19 protein-coding genes and 1 pseudogene are annotated in these 16,494 nt (G+C 43.8%); 10 read left to right on the forward strand and 10 right to left on the reverse strand.

Going from position 1 to position 16,494, the window contains the following annotated elements:
* Positions 1 to 186: 186 nt before the first annotated feature.
* Genes NYE63_RS26160 through mnhG form a run of 7 tightly spaced genes read left to right on the forward strand, consistent with a single transcriptional unit; the run spans position 187 to position 5,915 of the window.
* The gene (locus NYE63_RS26160; protein ID WP_342603352.1) at positions 187 to 2,592 is read left to right on the forward strand and encodes a Na+/H+ antiporter subunit A; all 2,406 of its coding nucleotides are present in this window, start codon (positions 187 to 189) and stop codon (positions 2,590 to 2,592) included.
* Positions 2,589 to 3,011, forward strand: a complete 423-nt coding sequence (locus tag NYE63_RS26165; protein ID WP_098371445.1) for a Na(+)/H(+) antiporter subunit B — start codon at positions 2,589 to 2,591, stop codon at positions 3,009 to 3,011. Before NYE63_RS26160 ends, NYE63_RS26165 begins: the two co-directional genes overlap by 4 nt.
* The gene (locus NYE63_RS26170) at positions 3,011 to 3,352 is read left to right on the forward strand and encodes a Na(+)/H(+) antiporter subunit C (RefSeq protein ID WP_063234067.1); all 342 of its coding nucleotides are present in this window, start codon (positions 3,011 to 3,013) and stop codon (positions 3,350 to 3,352) included. Before NYE63_RS26165 ends, NYE63_RS26170 begins: the two co-directional genes overlap by 1 nt.
* The gene (locus NYE63_RS26175) at positions 3,345 to 4,826 is read left to right on the forward strand and encodes a Na+/H+ antiporter subunit D (protein ID WP_342603353.1); all 1,482 of its coding nucleotides are present in this window, start codon (positions 3,345 to 3,347) and stop codon (positions 4,824 to 4,826) included. The genes NYE63_RS26170 and NYE63_RS26175 overlap by 8 nt, the downstream gene beginning before the upstream one ends.
* Positions 4,827 to 4,832: 6 nt before the next feature.
* Complete coding sequence (locus NYE63_RS26180) at positions 4,833 to 5,309, forward strand: Na+/H+ antiporter subunit E (protein ID WP_342603354.1); 477 nt, start codon at positions 4,833 to 4,835, stop codon at positions 5,307 to 5,309.
* Positions 5,309 to 5,593: a Na(+)/H(+) antiporter subunit F1 gene (locus tag NYE63_RS26185; protein ID WP_034310246.1), complete on the forward strand. Its 285-nt coding sequence runs from the start codon at positions 5,309 to 5,311 to the stop codon at positions 5,591 to 5,593. The genes NYE63_RS26180 and NYE63_RS26185 overlap by 1 nt, the downstream gene beginning before the upstream one ends.
* A complete protein-coding gene (mnhG, locus tag NYE63_RS26190; RefSeq protein ID WP_342603355.1) occupies positions 5,577 to 5,915 on the forward strand; it encodes a monovalent cation/H(+) antiporter subunit G in 339 nt (112 codons plus the stop codon). Before NYE63_RS26185 ends, mnhG begins: the two co-directional genes overlap by 17 nt.
* A gap of 53 nt (positions 5,916 to 5,968) precedes the next feature.
* Here the strand turns inward: mnhG and NYE63_RS26195 are convergent.
* The 6 genes and pseudogenes from NYE63_RS26195 to NYE63_RS26220 form a co-directional block, all read right to left on the reverse strand.
* Positions 5,969 to 6,687, reverse strand: a pseudogene (locus NYE63_RS26195) (MOSC N-terminal beta barrel domain-containing protein).
* Positions 6,688 to 6,785: 98 nt separating this feature from the next.
* Entirely contained in the window at positions 6,786 to 7,184 is a 399-nt protein-coding gene (locus NYE63_RS26200) for a hotdog fold thioesterase (protein ID WP_342603356.1), read from the reverse strand.
* 116 nt (positions 7,185 to 7,300) lie between these two features.
* The gene (locus NYE63_RS26205; RefSeq protein ID WP_342603357.1) at positions 7,301 to 7,864 is read right to left on the reverse strand and encodes an HAD family acid phosphatase; all 564 of its coding nucleotides are present in this window, start codon (positions 7,862 to 7,864) and stop codon (positions 7,301 to 7,303) included.
* A gap of 15 nt (positions 7,865 to 7,879) precedes the next feature.
* Positions 7,880 to 8,977, reverse strand: a complete 1,098-nt coding sequence (locus NYE63_RS26210) for an FAD-dependent monooxygenase (RefSeq protein WP_342603358.1) — start codon at positions 8,975 to 8,977, stop codon at positions 7,880 to 7,882.
* A gap of 23 nt (positions 8,978 to 9,000) precedes the next feature.
* A complete protein-coding gene (gene ribD / locus NYE63_RS26215) occupies positions 9,001 to 10,095 on the reverse strand; it encodes a bifunctional diaminohydroxyphosphoribosylaminopyrimidine deaminase/5-amino-6-(5-phosphoribosylamino)uracil reductase RibD (protein ID WP_342603359.1) in 1,095 nt (364 codons plus the stop codon).
* 13 nt (positions 10,096 to 10,108) lie between these two features.
* Positions 10,109 to 10,858, reverse strand: coding sequence for a GTP cyclohydrolase II (locus NYE63_RS26220; RefSeq protein WP_342603360.1), 750 nt, complete (start codon positions 10,856 to 10,858; stop codon positions 10,109 to 10,111).
* A 254-nt stretch (positions 10,859 to 11,112) separates the two neighbouring features.
* On the opposite strand from NYE63_RS26220, the gene NYE63_RS26225 reads away from it, so the two are divergent.
* Entirely contained in the window at positions 11,113 to 11,508 is a 396-nt protein-coding gene (locus tag NYE63_RS26225) for a hypothetical protein (protein ID WP_342603361.1), read from the forward strand.
* A 59-nt stretch (positions 11,509 to 11,567) separates the two neighbouring features.
* Here NYE63_RS26225 and NYE63_RS26230 read toward each other — a convergent pair whose 3' ends face one another.
* Positions 11,568 to 13,073: a leucyl aminopeptidase gene (locus NYE63_RS26230; RefSeq protein WP_342603362.1), complete on the reverse strand. Its 1,506-nt coding sequence runs from the start codon at positions 13,071 to 13,073 to the stop codon at positions 11,568 to 11,570.
* Between the two features lie 272 nt (positions 13,074 to 13,345).
* Between NYE63_RS26230 and NYE63_RS26235 the strand changes: the two genes are divergently transcribed.
* Both NYE63_RS26235 and NYE63_RS26240 read left to right on the forward strand, forming a co-directional pair.
* Positions 13,346 to 13,828, forward strand: coding sequence for a divergent PAP2 family protein (locus NYE63_RS26235; RefSeq protein WP_342603363.1), 483 nt, complete (start codon positions 13,346 to 13,348; stop codon positions 13,826 to 13,828).
* Between the two features lie 9 nt (positions 13,829 to 13,837).
* Positions 13,838 to 14,626, forward strand: coding sequence for a cobalamin-binding protein (locus NYE63_RS26240; protein ID WP_342603364.1), 789 nt, complete (start codon positions 13,838 to 13,840; stop codon positions 14,624 to 14,626).
* 77 nt (positions 14,627 to 14,703) lie between these two features.
* On the opposite strand, the gene NYE63_RS26245 is transcribed toward NYE63_RS26240, so the two are convergent.
* From NYE63_RS26245 to NYE63_RS26255, 3 genes are all read right to left on the reverse strand, one after another.
* The gene (locus tag NYE63_RS26245) at positions 14,704 to 15,396 is read right to left on the reverse strand and encodes a 3D domain-containing protein (RefSeq protein ID WP_342603365.1); all 693 of its coding nucleotides are present in this window, start codon (positions 15,394 to 15,396) and stop codon (positions 14,704 to 14,706) included.
* Between the two features lie 127 nt (positions 15,397 to 15,523).
* Positions 15,524 to 15,841, reverse strand: a complete 318-nt coding sequence (locus NYE63_RS26250) for a YuiB family protein (RefSeq protein WP_342603366.1) — start codon at positions 15,839 to 15,841, stop codon at positions 15,524 to 15,526.
* 107 nt (positions 15,842 to 15,948) lie between these two features.
* The gene (locus tag NYE63_RS26255; RefSeq protein ID WP_342603367.1) at positions 15,949 to 16,428 is read right to left on the reverse strand and encodes an NUDIX domain-containing protein; all 480 of its coding nucleotides are present in this window, start codon (positions 16,426 to 16,428) and stop codon (positions 15,949 to 15,951) included.
* Positions 16,429 to 16,494 lie beyond the last annotated feature (66 nt).

Here is a 16,494-nt window from a genome sequence, read left to right on the forward strand (position 1 = left end):
AACATCATTTAAGTAGGCCTTCACTGTTTTTAAAGCCATGCAAACCCACATAAATTGCGTTATACTTTTAAGCGAGACAAATATTCGATAAAAAAATACATATTCAACGAAGATTTCCAAACGTCTAGGATTGCGTGAAAAAAGCATAATAAGACGACTGACTTCGTTTTAAAAAGGGGGGAGTTTATGTCTTTACTTCATTGGGCGGTATTATCACCGTTTCTATTAGCGCTTATTGTGCCAATATTGTACAAACTATTTCGACAAATACATACAGGGTGGTTTGTATTGATTTTACCGATTCTCCTTTTCACCTATTTTTCAAGGTTCATTTCCTTGACCAAACAAGGAGATAACATTATGGAAAGGGCAACATGGATTCCTTCTCTCGGAATTCATGTTGATTTCTATGTAGATGGACTAGGGCTTTTGTTCGCCTTGCTCATTACAGGTATAGGTTCACTCGTCGTTCTGTATTCAATTTTCTATTTATCGAAGGAGAAAGAAAGGCTGAACCAATTTTACGTCTTCCTTTTACTTTTCATGGGAGCGATGCTTGGTGTCGTCCTATCCGATAATCTAATTGTCCTTTATTCATTTTGGGAATTCACGAGTTTATCCTCTTTTCTATTGATAGGATATTGGAATGAGAGGGAGCGTTCACGCTATGGAGCGCAGAAATCCCTGCTGATCACTGTGTTTGGAGGCTTAAGCATGCTCGGAGGCATCATACTCCTTTCCATTATGGGGAACACATTCAGCATACGTGAATTGATTGCCCAAAGCGGGGAACTTATGGATCACTCGCTCTTCATTCCTGCACTTTTGCTAGTGTTGCTTGGTGCGTTCACTAAATCCGCACAGTTCCCGTTCCATATCTGGCTTCCTGACGCGATGGAAGCCCCGACACCGGTCAGTGCTTACCTTCATTCCGCTACAATGGTCAAGGCTGGCATTTATTTGGTAGCCCGATTAAGCCCTGTTTTTGCAGAATCGGGATTATGGTTCTGGCTCGTTTCGATCACCGGATTGATCACCCTGTTCTGGGGCTCTTTCTCTGCAATCAAGCAGACTGATTTAAAGGGGATTCTCGCTTTTTCCACCATCAGCCAGCTCGGATTGATCATGTCGCTTCTGGGACTTGGTGCGGCGGCACTCCACTATGAAGCTTTGGGGGAAAATATATACTTGGCAGCCACGGTTGCAGCAGTATTCCACTTAATTAATCATGCGACCTTTAAAGGCAGCCTTTTCATGGTTGCAGGTATCATTGATCATGAAACCGGTACGCGTGATATCAGAAAGCTTGGCGGATTGATGCAGTTGATGCCGATCACTTTCACCGTCGCTGTCATAGGTGCTTTTTCAATGGCTGGACTTCCGCCCTTCAATGGTTTTCTGAGCAAGGAAATGTTCTTGGCCAGCATGGTTAATGTATTGGAATTGAATATCTTCAATATGGAGACATGGGGGGTATTGTTCCCTGTGGTGGCGTGGGTAGCCAGTGTATTCACTTTTATTTATAGCATGATCGTCGTGCTCAAACCCTTTACAGGCAAACTTCAGTTACAACTTTTGGAAAAGAAGCCCCACGAGGCACCGATCGGGATGCTGCTATCCCCAATCATCCTTGCTTCGTTGGTCATCGTTTTCGGTATTTTTCCAAACTTGCTATCTTCAGCGATCATTAAACCTGCGGTAGCTGGCATACAGCCAAGCTTGGTGGGTCCGGATTTCCAAGTCCATATCGCCTTCTGGCATGGATTCAATACTGAAGTATGGATGACCGTCGGCATCATAGCATTTGGAATCCTTTTATACAAAACGCTTCCGAAGTGGCAGAAGATCACTCAGTGGATTCCTGAAAGCATATCCCTGAATGCTTTGTATGATAACGGGGTAAGGGGGCTCGAACGCTCAGCTTCCTCCGTCATGAAAGTATTAATGACAGGTTCGATTCGGACGTATTTGCTTTCAATCTTCCTTTTCTTCATTCTTTCCTTGGGCTTTGCGCTCTATTGGAAGGATGCATTTAAATTGAATACAGTTAATTTTGCCCCGATCGGTATATATGAATTGGTATTGGCTGCGATCATCGTGATTGGCTCGATTGCCATTCTGTTTGCAAGATCCCGTTTAACTTCCATTATCATCTTAGGAGCCGTCGGTTATACGATTTCCTTATTTTTCGTTTTACTGCGGGCACCGGATTTAGCCCTGACTCAACTAGTCATCGAAACAATTTCGGTAGCGCTGTTCTTGCTCTGTTTCTTCCACCTTCCGTTAATGGCAAGCAGAAAGGAAGAACGGATGAAATTCAAGTTGAATAATGCCCTGATATCCATTGGTGTAGGAGTCATCGTGACATTGATTGCCTTATCGGCACACAGCAATAAACTATTTGATTCCATATCCAATTACTATCTTGAAAATGCTTATAAGGAAGCAGGCGGGAAAAACGTCGTAAATGTCATTCTCGTTGATTTCCGCGGACTTGATACGATGTTTGAAATCAGTGTCCTTTCCATCGCTGCGCTCGGAATATTCGCGATGATCAAATTGCGTTTGACAGGGGGGAAAGATAAATCATGAAGCAAAATGACCTGATTCTCCAAACGGTTACGAAAGTCGCCGCCTTTGTTATCCTGCTGTTTGCGGTAGCCATCTTTTTAGGGGGACATTATTCGCCAGGAGGCGGGTTTGTCGGCGGTTTAATGACTTCAGCCGCCATAGTCCTGCTACTGCTCGCTTTCGACATTAAAACCGTCACCGGCATCTTGCCGATTGACTATAAGTTGATGATCGGTTCAGGCTTGTTCATATCAAGCCTGACCGTTGCCGGTGGGCTGGTGTTCGGGGTGCCCCTCATGACACATGTATATCATTATGTTGATCTACCGCTTCTTGGACACATCTCGCTTCATACCGCGGTACTTTTTGATCTGGGTGTTTATCTTGTGGTTGTTGGTGTAACGATGACCATTATTCAAACGATAGGGGAGAGTGAATAATGGAACTTTTAATGGCCATTGTCATTGGAATACTATTTATGTGTGCGACCTATTTAATGCTTTCCAAAAGCATTTTAAGAATCATAATCGGTACTGGGCTGCTCAGTCACGGCGCCCACCTTTTGATTTTGACGATGGGCGGTTTGAAAGGCGGTTCCGTTCCATTGCTAAGTGATAAAGCTGCATCCTATGTCGATCCGCTTCCGCAAGCGCTTATCTTAACGGCAATCGTCATCAGTTTCGGAGTCACATCATTTCTGCTGGTACTTGCTTATCGGACCTACCAGGAACTCGGTACGGATGACATGGAAGAAATGAGAGGTACGGAAGCGAATGAATAATCTTACTTTCATGCCTGTTTTATGGCCGCTTTTCACAGGCATCTTTCTCATTTTCTTTGCAAAAAAAATCAAGCTGCAAAGAGGGATATCCCTTTTTTCCTCTCTTATCGGAATTGCGATATCCCTTTATCTAGTGTTTACGGTCCATACTAAAGGGATCTTGGCTTTAGGTGTCGGCAGCTGGGATGCGCCATTCGGGATTGTGATCGTCGCAGATATGCTTTCTTCACTGCTGGTACTGACCACGAATATCATTGGATTGGCTATACTGCTTTACTCGTTTTACTCCATAGGGGAGGAACGTGAAAGACATTATTATTATCCTATATTTCAATTTTTGCTGATTGGTGTAAACGGTGCCTTCCTTACGGGGGATCTTTTCAATCTATTCGTGTTCTTCGAAGTCATGCTGATGGCTTCCTACGTGCTGCTTGTACTGGGAGGGACGAAAATCCAACTGAGGGAATCATTGAAGTATATAATCGTCAATGTGCTTTCCTCTTCCTTTTTCGTCATCATGGTGGCGTATCTTTATTCAGTTCTAGGAACATTGAACATGGCGGACATCAGCCAGAGGATAACGGAAGTCAGCCAGCCTGGAATCATCTCGGTGATAGCGATTGGCTTTCTGATCGTATTCGGTTTGAAGGGTGCCATTTTCCCGCTCTTCCAATGGCTGCCTGGGTCCTATTATGCTCCCCCCATTCCAGTGATGGCCCTATTCGGGGCATTGCTGACAAAGGTCGGGATATATTCCATTTTCAGGACCTATACACTCATGTTTTACCATGACCAGGATTTCACCCATACTTTCCTTGCGATACTTGCAATCTTGACCATCATCATCGGTGTCATTGGTGCGATAGCCTATTGGGATGTAAAAAAAATCATCATTTACAATATCATCATCGCCGTCGGGGTTATCCTATTCGGCATCTCCGTCATGAATGAACAGGCCTTATCGGGCTCCATTCTATATATCATTCATGACATGCTGATCAAGGCTGCTCTCTTCCTGCTTGTTGGCATCATGATCAAAATCAGCGGATCGGATGATTTGCGGGAAATGGGCGGCTTGATCAAGCAATATCCGGCCGTTGCATGGACCTTCTTCATAGCTGCCATATCATTGGCCGGAATTCCGCCGTTCAGCGGTTTTGCCGGCAAGCTCCTGATTCTTCAGGGAGCTGCTGAAAAAGAGGCCTACTTTGGAATGGCCGTTATCTTGCTTTCAAGCTTGATGGTCCTTTATTCCGTCATGAAAATATTCATGAATGGCTTTTGGGGAACTCCAAAAGCTGATTATGCCTTAACTAATGAAACCGTTAATAAAATGCTGGTTCCTGCCGTCCTCCTTGTCATCATTTCCGTTTTATTCGGAGTAGGGACAGAATCGATTTACCCATTCATTACACAAGCTGTAGATTCATTAATGAATCCCGAAATCTATAACAAAGCGGTTTTAAAGGAGTAGTGCCTGATGTCATTCCAAATTTTACTGAATGTGTTCCTTGCGGTTATCTGGATGTTTTTGAAAAATGAGTTTAACGGGAGCACTTTTATCATCGGATATTTATTGGGGCTCGGCATCATGTTCGTCTTCCGTCATTTTTTCAATGATCGTTTTTACTTAAACAGGGTGAATGCCGTCGTTCTATTGCTGCTCATATTCGCAAGGGAACTCATACTTTCCAACATTAGCGTCCTTAAGGCCGTGATTAAACCGAGTCTGGATATGAGACCTGGCATATTCGCATTTGAAACCGTGCTGACTAAGGATTGGGAAATTACGATACTATCGAATTTAATTACACTGACACCAGGGACACTTGTCGTTGAAGTATCGGAAGATAATCGGATTCTTTATATCCATGCGATGGATATTGCCGACAAAGATGAGGCCGTGGACAGCATTAAAAATACATTTGAAAAGGCGATTATGGAGGTGAGCAAATAATGTTCGATCTAATGCTTAAAATCGCGTTGCTCGGTGTTTCGCTTTCCATGATTGGATTCTTATACCGTTTAATCAAAGGGCCTTCCGTACCGGATCGGGTCATCGCACTCGATGCGATGGGAATCAATCTTATCGCTATCGTTGCACTTGCCTCCATTGTCATGGATACAAGCGCATACCTGGAAGCCATTCTTCTGCTCGGAATCCTTTCATTCATTGGAACGGTCGCTTTCGCCAAATTCCTTGAGAAAGGGGAGATTATCGAAGATGACCGCAATCGTTGAAATCCTATCCGCCCTATTCCTATTAACGGGGGTCTTTCTCTTCTTAGTCTCGGCTTTCGGCATCATCCGGCTGCCCGACGTCTATACAAGAAATCACGCTGCCTCAAAAAGCTCGACACTTGGGATCATGTTCGTCCTGATCGGCACCTTGTTATATTTTTATTATAAACATAGCCATTTCGACTTCCGGATCGTGCTCGCGATCATCTTTATCTTCATGACCAGCCCTGTTGCCGGACATTTAATCATTCGCTCGGCTTATCATACTGGCGTAAAAATGTGGGATCGGAGCGTCCAGGATGATTTAAAGAAAACCCGGTGATCCCTGCCATTGCAAAAGAGCTGCCCTGATTACAGGTGCAGCTCTTTTCTGTCTCAATCCTTTAAAAATACTTGGTCGCCCACTCTGATTTCACCCGTTTGCATGACCGAGGCATATACGCCAAAATGATTTTTCCTTTCCCTGACAACAGTTTTCAGGAGTGATGGATCTCTATGGGAATCGCTTGGATCGATAGTTATGATCATACAACGCTCACAATACCTTTTGACTCCAATTCCACTTCATTTCCGATTAGAATCCTTTTTCCGAACCACTGCTCTTCTAAAAAGGGCGTTTTGTTCACTAAAGATAGTACTAAATTTTGCCTGAATCTCCTGCCATCCAGTTCTTTTCCCCAAAGCCTTGTCAATTCGCCAATCGAGGCATCACTGACAAGCAGGATGTTTTCTTCTTCAATCGCACCTAAAGGAATATGTGCAGGGTGATAAACAACGGGTGCTGCCTCCTGTTTTAACAACCGTTCCATTTCCTCCTGAAAGGCTTCCTCCCCCCATGTCAGTACGTTTCCTGAAGGGGTCTTCACTTTGATTTCCGGATATTGATCAAGGGTTTCCTCACCAGAAAAAACAGCTTGATAACGGACCATTTCCGGGACTTGGGTTATCGTCAGGAACTTCCCATTTTTGTCTTTAAAGGCATGGCTGCGATCTCCATATAGTCCATAGTCCATCACCTTCGTTTTCTGTACCTGTTCACCAGTGAATGATTTTACAGGATGACGGGTGATTTCTTGTATATGACCCACAAGCATAAAAAAACCTCTTTTCATACAATAGTCTACTGCCATATTATACTTAAACCGGACACTGTAGAATTATTACGTCACTTTATTGCATTTGTTCTTTCGATTCACTTTGACTTTGGTAAGTCGATAACGGCCAATGTACAGCGTGAAATGCAGATAAGATGATCCTCTTCATCACGGATTTTAACGTCCCACACCATCGTCGTCTTTCCGTGATGGATGATGTTCCCTTCAGCGGTAACAATACCGGAACGGACGCCCCTTACATGATTGGCATTGATTTCAAGGCCGACGACAGCTTTTCTTGTGCTATCTACCAGCTGCATTCCGCCAAAGCTTGCAACGGATTCCGCAAGGGCAACGGATGCCCCTCCATGCAATAAACCGTACGGCTGCCTAGTTCGTTCATCCACCGGCATCGTCGCAATGACTTTCCCATCACCGACTTCTTTCATTTCTATCCCCAGCGTGCCTATCAATGACTTTTCAATATTTCTCTCCATCCCATTACCCCCAACTCTCATGATTTTCCCACCAAAAAATGAATCACTATTCATAATAGTATACATAAAAAGGATGACCCAAGTCTATCAAGTCATCCGTCATTATGTGAATTCGATTATTTGGAGAGGATTTCTTTTAATTCAAACCAGCTTGTCAGTCTTGGAATATCCAATTCCCTGTTATAGGAGTTATCCATTGCATACACTTTCGTTGGAATATCCAATAAAGTTTCCAGCACTGCCGGTTTATCATCAAAATAATAATCCAATTCCAATTTGCGGATCGTATCAATTTTTTCATGATCCTTCATACCGCAGTAAAAGTGGTCATCCTTAACCGGGAAGCCGTTTTCAATCAGCCATTTTTTCGTCCGTTCACCATGCTCCGCTTTTCTGGCTGTGATGTAATAGATTTCATGACCATCGCGTTCAAGATCCTGCAGCGTTTCCACTGCGCCCTCGAAGGCCGGACAGGATGAATAATATACTTCATCGGCAAGATCGTTCCACATCTTGCCCCCTGCCACTTTATCAAGCCCGAAAGCTTCATGAATCTCCAACGTCTTTAAAGCTCTGAATTTCGTTAACTCTATGTTCGTATTAAGCTTTTCATTATAAAGATGGAATGCGAACTCCCTCAAGTTAATAAGGGTATCGTCAATATCAAAACCGAATTTCATATCCTTCACTCCTATTCAAACATAAGCGGCGGCAAACTGTGATGCGAAGGAAATTTCCTTGTCCACCTGAATGGCCTGCAATCTTTCAATTTCTGCTTTTCTTTTTGGCTCAGCCACCTTAAGTCCAAGGAAGCCAGTATCCTCATGCAGGATGCAACCAGAAATAAGCTCGGCCAATATATCGGCATCCTTCATGGCACAATTGAGTCCGAACGCACCTGTAGGCGTCATCGTATGTGCTGCATCACCCAATAAAGCAACGCCATCCTTTGTCCACATTTCACAATAGCTGCTGTAAACATCCAATAAAATGAAGTCCTGCCAAGAGCGGATATTTTCACACACAACCTTTTTTAATTCAGGAAAGGCAAAAAGCAAATCTTCAATGAACGGATCAAAATGCTGTTTTCGCAAATGGGGAAATGAACCATGTTCTATATTCCAACCAATTTGGATGAAACCTCCAGCCTGAGTGAAGAGGGCAACCTGTGAACCATTGACCAATGCCATCTTGATCGAAGGCTTCCACCCCTCCGGAGCAGGAATTTTTGCCCACAGTAAATCATAGCCATGATCTTTAATCACAGCCGGTATTCCCGCTTTTTTTCGAACGATGGAAAATCTGCCGTCCGCTCCGATTATCAATGAACTTTGCACTTCAAGGTCATCTCCGCCATTTCGAGCCTTAACACCTGTAAAACGGCCCATTTCATTCTGTATCAAGTCCGTAACCCTCGTATTCATCATCAATTGAAAAGAGTCCAGCTTTTCGGCTTCATTCAATATAGCTGTAAGCAGATGATTTTGAGGGACATGTATCCCAACATGATCGACAGGCCATTCAGGGAGTATCCTTTTAAATATGTGGCCGTCATGCCAATATTCAATTTGTTCCATCCTAAGCAAGCCAAGTCTTTCCACACTCTCGAATAAACCGTGCTTTTTAAGAATGGCCTCCCCTTCATCGTTCAAGAACTCGCCCCTGAACTCTCTTGAAACCTCAGAATGCCTTTCAAGCAATACGACTGAAATGCCCTGCTTGGCCAATAGGTAAGCCAGCAGGGCTCCTCCAGGTCCTGATCCGACTATGCATACATCTGATTTAACCACCATGCCTCTTCACCTGTTGTCTATTTTTATTTAGGATAAGCCGTGATGCGTATGTCCTCACCAAACGTTTCCACGCCAGAGAAGGAAACATCCATCGCTTCATCCATCGTATCCACATTCATTCCAGTATACGGTGTTAGTGAATTTCTTCCGCCCAATAGTTTAGGAGCTATATAAATCAAGTATTTATCGATGAGCCCTTCCCTAAGGAAAGAGGCATTCACTTCGCTTCCGCCTTCCAGTAAGACATCCGTAATCCCCTTTTTATACAGCTCTTCCATCAAAGCCCTTAGATTCAGTCCCGTCTCGTTTTTGGAGACGAAAATGAATTCGATCCCTTTTTCACGTAAAAGGTCCATTTTATCAGCAGGTGCATTTTCCTGCGTTACGATCAAGGTTTTCGCATCTGATACTTGTACAACATTGGCATCCAAGGGAACGCGTAATTCACTGTCTAATATAATCCGGATAGGATTTTTCCCTCCGCCCTCAGGAAGTCTGGTCGTAAGTGATGGATCATCGGCCAATACAGTCCCGATACCAACAAGAATGGCATCCACCTCATCACGCAGCAAATGAACAGAATGACGGGACTCTTCTCCTGTTATCCATTTTGAATGGCCTGTGTGGGTAGCAAGTTTTCCATCGAGCGTCATCGCATACTTCGATATGACAAATGGACGATTCGTCAGCATATTGTGAATAAAACGCTCATTCAGCCTTTGAGCTTCCTTTTCCAGGACGCCAACTTCCACTTCAATGCCCGCATCCTTTAGGATCGATATCCCTCTGCCCGCTACTTCCGGATTCGGATCTTGAGTAGCCACCACAACTCGCCGGACACCTGATTCTTTCACCAAATTTGCACAAGGAGGTGTCTTTCCATAATGGGAACAGGGCTCAAGAGTCACATATAGCGTTGCACCTTCTGCATACTCACCCGCCATTTTGAAAGCATGTACTTCCGCATGCGGTTCACCCGCTTTACGGTGGATCCCTGTCCCGGCTATCACGCCGTCTTTGACTATGACTGCACCGACCACTGGATTCGGATTCGTCTTGCCTTTAGCACTGGCTGCCAAATCTAGTGCCAGCTTCATGTAATATTGATCATCATTCATACTATAGCTCTCCTTATACAATCAAAGTTGGCTTCTTTTTGGGAATATGTCCAGACTTCTTAACCTTTGTATCCAGATAGAAACTATTATCTTCCGTCAAACCGCCCCAAAGCGGAATATGGTCCTTTGCCGCAAGTCCATGCTTCATGAGGGCGTCCAGCTTTTTGGGGTTGTTCGTGATTAAAGTCACCGGATCCTCGCGCAGTTCCCTCAACACTCGAATGGCTCCCTCGTAAGATCGCGTATCGTCTTCGAATCCTAAAGCCTCATTCGCCTCGACCGTGTCATAACCTTCCTGCTGAAGCAAATAGGCAAGAGATTTGGAAAACAGGCCGATCCCTCTTCCTTCATGGTCCGCAAGGTAAAAAATTGCCCCGCACCCATGCTCGGCTATCATCTTCATCGATTGGTGGAGCTGGTAGCCGCAATCACAGCGTTTACTGCCGAAGATATCACCTGTGTGACAGATGCTATGCATCCGGACAAGTGCATCCTGCGACTTTTTAAAATCGCCATACACCAATACGGAGGATTGCTGTCCAAAAGCGAGGTTGGCTTCCGAAAGCGAATCAAGCACCGCTTCCTTGTCATTATCCGCGCCGTCAAGCTGAAGCCATGTATACCATTGGAAAACCGTTGAGAAATCTCCTTGTTCAACAGGCAGGTTCACAGGCCCCACAAGGCATATATCAGCTTTTCCCGGAGTTTTGATGATATTCATTTTATCTATTAAAAGGTTTTTTGTTTCCTGGGTTATTTTCATGTTAACATCACCTATTTTATAATTTATAGTGTGCCTTCTCCTTACTTTAGGTAAGTAAGTATATTACTATACACTATACCTGTCAATGAAGTAGTTTACAAATAATAGTGTGTCTTTGATCATAATTTTCAAGAAGTTTTTTTGCAAAAGTAAGTCATTCACAAACCGATATCATATCGGCTGGCCTTTATACATATTTTAACGTATAACGAAAACGTGTCTATAGACTGACTTAAGGAAAGGAAGGAAACCTTTTGGAGGATTTCCCTTATTTTTTATATGACCCTATCCTATTTCCGCCTCACGCCAGGGCAATGAATATGAATCGGGAACGGGAAGGAACATTGCGTCCCTACTCGGCAACCAATCCAGATCTGCTAGTTAAATCGGCAAAGACATCACAATCTATAATGCTTGATGTAAAAAAAGTCATAGATACTTTAGCCACTTCCAAGCCCTTCTCGAACCGGTTGATGACTGCTGCCCAAGCATCGAAAACGAGTGTCGTGATCGATATGATCCGAAAGATAGGAATTAAGAACGAACCTGATATCACGTATAACCCAGATGGGATCCGTTTTGATTTCTATCCTAAAGCAGAGGAAGAAAATTCTCATATCATCGTCAGCTTGAAATGGAGGGATGTATAACGTCCAACACCTTTTTGGTAAAAAAACCGAAGCCTTTTTTCGGCTTCGGATATTTGGATTCATCTCGTTTTCGTTTCAAAGGTTTCAACCAATAGTGCCAGCGTTCGTGCCATGACACCGGTAGCCCCCGCAGTGCACAATTCGGAGCTGCTCGAGGTTGTGGATGTTCCGGCAATATCCAGATGGACCCACGGAGTGTCTTCGGCAAATTCGCCGATGAAGGCCCCGCCCATGATCGCGTGTCCTGCCCCTCCAGGTGAATTATTCAAATCCGCTATTTTACTATTGCGTACCCGCTCTTTATCCTTTTCTGTAATCGGCAATCTCCAAATGGGCTCCCCGGCCTCCTCTGAGGCTTTGACTACTTGTTCATAGAATTCCGTGTCATTTGTCATTGCACCCGTCATATCCATGCCCAGCGCCGTTATGACACCACCCGTTAAAGTGGCAACGTCAATAAGATAATCAGCACCATGATGTTTAGCGTAAGTCATGGCATCCGCCAAAACCAGCCGACCTTCCGCATCCGTATTCAATACCTCTATTGTCTTGCCGCTCATGGCAGTGATCACATCATCCGGTTTGAATGCATCACCGCTGATCATGTTATCAGTGGAAGGAATGACAGCCACGACATTTTGATCCGGTCCTAATTCGCCGATAATTTCCATTGCACCTAAAACAGCTGCCGCACCGCCCATATCCGTCTTCATTCCAACGATTCCGGCCTTCGTTTTCAAAGAATATCCACCCGTATCGAATGTGATGCCTTTACCGACCAACCCGATAACATCCTTCCATTCATCCTTACCTTGATACTTCAGGACGATCATTTTCGGAGGCTCGACCGAACCTTTATTGACGGCAAGGAGTGCACCCATTCCCAACTTGAGCATATCTTCCTTCTCGAGGATCTCCACTTCAAAACCATAACGTTCTCCCAAGGCAGATGAATAATCCGCCAAATCCGTGGAAGTCAACAAATTGCCTGGTGTGTTGACCAATGTTCTGGCTGAGTTCGTCGCCCTTCCGAAGACTCTCCCTACATGAAGCGCGGCACCGACCTCTTCTTGATCATATTCACTGTAAACCGTAATCGATTCAAGGCTTTTTTCGACCTGGTTCGATTTTTGCTTGTATCCGTCAAATTTATAGGAAGCAAGTTCGAAAGCCTCGGAACAAGCGTGCGCTGCGTCCAATGCATCCAGATTTTCAGTCGTGAATGTATCCAAAGCAATCGAAAGTGTCGTAATCTTGGATTCTTTAATCGTCTTACGCGCTTTTCCCAACGCTTCGCGGAGCGTTTCAAAGGATAGCTCCTTTTCCTTGCCCAACCCTACAAAAATCAATCTCTTTACGCTTAATTTACCTAATGTATGTATTTTGACCACTGATTTTTTCTTGGAAGAGATTTCTCCCGCTTTCACTAACTCTGTTAGCTGGCCATCCAATCGTTCGTCCGCTTGTTTCCCTATGCCAGTGAATTTTACGGGTCTGTCAAATACGCCTAGAATCAGGCATTCGTCAATCAAATCTATATTCAAGGAATCTTTTACTGTAAACATTCTGCTACCTCCTCCATTCGATTACATTCATTATAACGAAATCTTCAAAAATTTTCGAATAAGGCACGCGAAAATAAATAATAACAAGGGATATTGTTTAGAATGTGTGACTTTAGAGTAATAGTATTAAGAAAGATCACATTTATACTTATACCAGCAGGGAATAGACAGGACTGAATGGAACTAATAATAAGGGCCTTATTCCGAGCAGGATGTATTTACCCATATAAGGATTTCATCTTTACTTATAACTAGAAAGAAGGCTGATACTCTTGGAATTATTACTCAACTTCCCTTTAATCGCAGCATTGATTGCCATTTTCTTTGCTCAATTCATTAAAGTGCCCATCCACTTCATAGCATTTCGTAAAGTGAATTGGTCACTCATTAACTCCACAGGCGGTATGCCAAGCTCCCACTCTGCGGCCGTGTCAGCCCTAACCGTGGCGATAGGGATCGAAACCGGGATGGATTCCCCTGTATTTGCCGTTGCTACGATCTTTGCAGTCATCACGATGTTCGATGCAACAGGAGTGAGAAGGCAGGCAGGAGAACAGGCAGCCGTCTTGAACCAGCTCGTTACCGACTTCAATACATTTGTCGAGCAAGCAAAGAACTGGCAGAAAAAAGCAGATAAACAAAAACAGCAACAATTAAAGGAACTGTTGGGCCATAAGCCAATCGAGGTATTTTTCGGAGCCTTGACCGGAGTATTCATTGCGCTGGCACTTCACTTTTTCATCTTTCAAGGGTAGGTGTTCAATTTGAAAATAATCTCTCTTTGCCCCAGCAATACGGAACTTTGCACATATCTAGGGATTGAAGATCAGCTGATCGCCATCGATGACTACTCTGATTGGCCTGAAACCATACAGCACCTTCCTAAGGTTGGGCCCGACTTATCGATTGATATCGATCATGTACAATCACTAAAACCAGATTTGGTGCTGGCTTCACTGAGTGTACCGGGCATGGAAAAAAACATTGAGGGGCTAAAAGAACGGAACATCCCTCATATCATCTTCAACCCGCAATCACTTGAAGATATCGCAAATGATTTACTGACCTTGGGCGAGGCCATGAATCTTAAGGAAAAAGCAGAGGAACAGGCTGCCCAATTCCGTGAAGCCATCCTTCAATATAAACACGTCGCCGACAATATCGAAACAAAGCCGTCCTTGTATTGGGAATGGTGGCCTAATCCCTTATTCAGCCCAGGGGGAGTTAATTGGTTATCAGAGATCAGTCGGCTTGCGGGAGGATATAACCTTTTCGAAGATGTCGACATGGCAAGCATTCAAGTCACTTCCGAAGAGGTCCCAAAAAAGGATCCCGACCATATTTGCTTAGCTTGGGTCGGTGTCCCTTTACGAAAGGTAAACCCAGAACTGGTCAAGAAACGGAAAGGGTGGACCGATATGAAGGCAGTCCGGAATAACAATATTCACATCATGGAAGAACCTTTATTCTGCCGGCCTTCCCCGCGTTTACTGGATGGGCTTTCAAAATTGGCAAAGACTCTGCATCCTGAAGCCTACAAAAACATGGCCTAATGGCGTCCCAAATGAAACAGACAATCAAAAAGGCTGCCTCAATTGAGGCAGCTTTTCACTTTCCTTTTTGCCCATCATTAAAAAGCAAAGGAAGCTACATTCCCGTTCAATGTTTTCTCAGCGATTTTCGGCTTGAATACCTGCTTGATCTTGGTTTCATTCAACTTGCTTAACTGTTCTTCAGATAACTCGCCGCTCCCTTTTTGCACAACATATACTTCAAGGGTTTTCTTTCCCCAGTTCTCGTATACATCTTGTACCGTTTCGTAGTATAGGTCCAGGTGGTTTCCTTTGATTGCACCACCCTTGTCCGCTACAACCCCGTATCCATAGCCCGGAATCCAAAGGATGGTTCCGAGAGGGAATACGGCAAGGTCGGCGGCAATGGTGGAAAACAGATCCCGTTTCACCTTCACCCCTGAATAAGTGATTCCATAGGATGGGCTTTCCGGGTACTTTCCGGTTGATTCATAACCTGCTGTATATCCTGTAGCCAAAACTTCATGCTTAGGGTATTTCGAGAGCTCGATTGCCTCCGCTATCGTCGTGGGACCATTGCTCGCGGATGCCGATGCCATTAGCGTTGCCACTTGACCTCCACTATGGATGGCTTTATATTCGAGACCAAGCATTCGATGTTGTCTCATTGCCTCTTCAAAAGGATGATCTTCAGGCACAGCCCCAAAAACATGATTTAAGGTTGAGTCGATGGCCAAGATAAATAATATGATAATAGCAACCCTCAAAAATAATGCCTTTACAATCTTCATATGTATTAGTTCCACTCCTCTCACAAGGATATTTGTTCCCCTTCCAGAGTGAAAGTATTCATAAAGCATGAAAAGATCCAATTTTTCTTACAAAAAAAGGACCGTCCATAAATGGCGGCCCCCATTTTCAAAACATTTGATATCCCTTATTCCTTAGAGTCCTGATGACCACACCAGCTAAAACCGCGCCAAGCAGTCCGCTTGATAAAATAATGATGTCTGCCGTATGCAAGGATGTAAGGTTCGTTCCAAGATTAGAAAAAGAGATTCCCGGATTTCTAAAATATTCTATGAGCTTTGTTTCATTGACAATGATGATGAAGACGATTGGAAATAAGATGACCATGATCCACGAAGAACGAAAGAGCATATTCAGCAAAAAGCCAATTCCGAAAAACAATATGAAAAATAAGAGTATTGAGATAATTAAAACAGGCAATGGCATGTTATTCTTGACCCTCCTTAAAAGCGACACCTTTAGTTTACTGAAAAAATAATTGCTGCGTCAACGACTTATTCCAAATAATACCGAAGAAAAGATAATTACCCAAATCACATGAATAATTTATATGATGTATATCCAAATTGATCTCCCGGGTTCAATCCGTCAAGCATCGTCTGCATTCTTTCCTTTTTAAAAGCTAAAAGCTGTTCCAATAGTAATGATTGCTTCCCCTCTTGCATGAGTAAATCAGGGTCATAAAATTTAGCTTCATATAATTCATCCAATTGAGCGGTCACTTCAAAACTGATCGGTTTAAGTAAAAATATCAACATATTATCACTTATATCCCCTTTGATTACTCCGCTTCTCACTCCTACAATGCCTTCGATTTCTGTATGAATACCCGTCTCCTCCAACACTTCCCTTACGACAGCTTCATCGACGGTTTCATCATTATTGACAAAACCTGCCGGAAGCGACCATTGCCCCTTCAATCCGCCATACCTTTTGTTCACGACCAGCCACTCACCTTTATCAGATATCACAAGGCCGGACACTGCCAGCCAAACATTTTTGCATCGTTCCACAAAACCCACTTCCCCGCATTCATTATAATTAATGTAAACTCCAACCAGCAGAAAAACATAAGATGA

Source organism: Peribacillus sp. FSL E2-0159 (assembly GCF_038643155.1).
GTDB lineage: Bacteria > Bacillota > Bacilli > Bacillales > DSM-1321 > Peribacillus > Peribacillus simplex.

Coding starts and splice junctions, on each gene's coding strand:
- NYE63_RS26160 (WP_342603352.1), top strand. CDS start 187: ATGTCTTTACTTCATTGGGCGGTATTATCACCGTTTCTATTAGCGCTT.
- NYE63_RS26165 (WP_098371445.1), top strand. CDS start 2,589: ATGAAGCAAAATGACCTGATTCTCCAAACGGTTACGAAAGTCGCCGCC.
- NYE63_RS26170 (WP_063234067.1), top strand. CDS start 3,011: ATGGAACTTTTAATGGCCATTGTCATTGGAATACTATTTATGTGTGCG.
- NYE63_RS26175 (WP_342603353.1), top strand. CDS start 3,345: ATGAATAATCTTACTTTCATGCCTGTTTTATGGCCGCTTTTCACAGGC.
- NYE63_RS26180 (WP_342603354.1), top strand. CDS start 4,833: ATGTCATTCCAAATTTTACTGAATGTGTTCCTTGCGGTTATCTGGATG.
- NYE63_RS26185 (WP_034310246.1), top strand. CDS start 5,309: ATGTTCGATCTAATGCTTAAAATCGCGTTGCTCGGTGTTTCGCTTTCC.
- mnhG (WP_342603355.1), top strand. CDS start 5,577: ATGACCGCAATCGTTGAAATCCTATCCGCCCTATTCCTATTAACGGGG.
- NYE63_RS26200 (WP_342603356.1), bottom strand. CDS start 7,184: ATGGAGAGAAATATTGAAAAGTCATTGATAGGCACGCTGGGGATAGAA.
- NYE63_RS26205 (WP_342603357.1), bottom strand. CDS start 7,864: ATGAAATTCGGTTTTGATATTGACGATACCCTTATTAACTTGAGGGAG.
- NYE63_RS26210 (WP_342603358.1), bottom strand. CDS start 8,977: ATGGTGGTTAAATCAGATGTATGCATAGTCGGATCAGGACCTGGAGGA.
- ribD (WP_342603359.1), bottom strand. CDS start 10,095: ATGAATGATGATCAATATTACATGAAGCTGGCACTAGATTTGGCAGCC.
- NYE63_RS26220 (WP_342603360.1), bottom strand. CDS start 10,858: ATGAAAATAACCCAGGAAACAAAAAACCTTTTAATAGATAAAATGAAT.
- NYE63_RS26230 (WP_342603362.1), bottom strand. CDS start 13,073: ATGTTTACAGTAAAAGATTCCTTGAATATAGATTTGATTGACGAATGC.
- NYE63_RS26245 (WP_342603365.1), bottom strand. CDS start 15,396: ATGAAGATTGTAAAGGCATTATTTTTGAGGGTTGCTATTATCATATTA.
- NYE63_RS26250 (WP_342603366.1), bottom strand. CDS start 15,841: ATGCCATTGCCTGTTTTAATTATCTCAATACTCTTATTTTTCATATTG.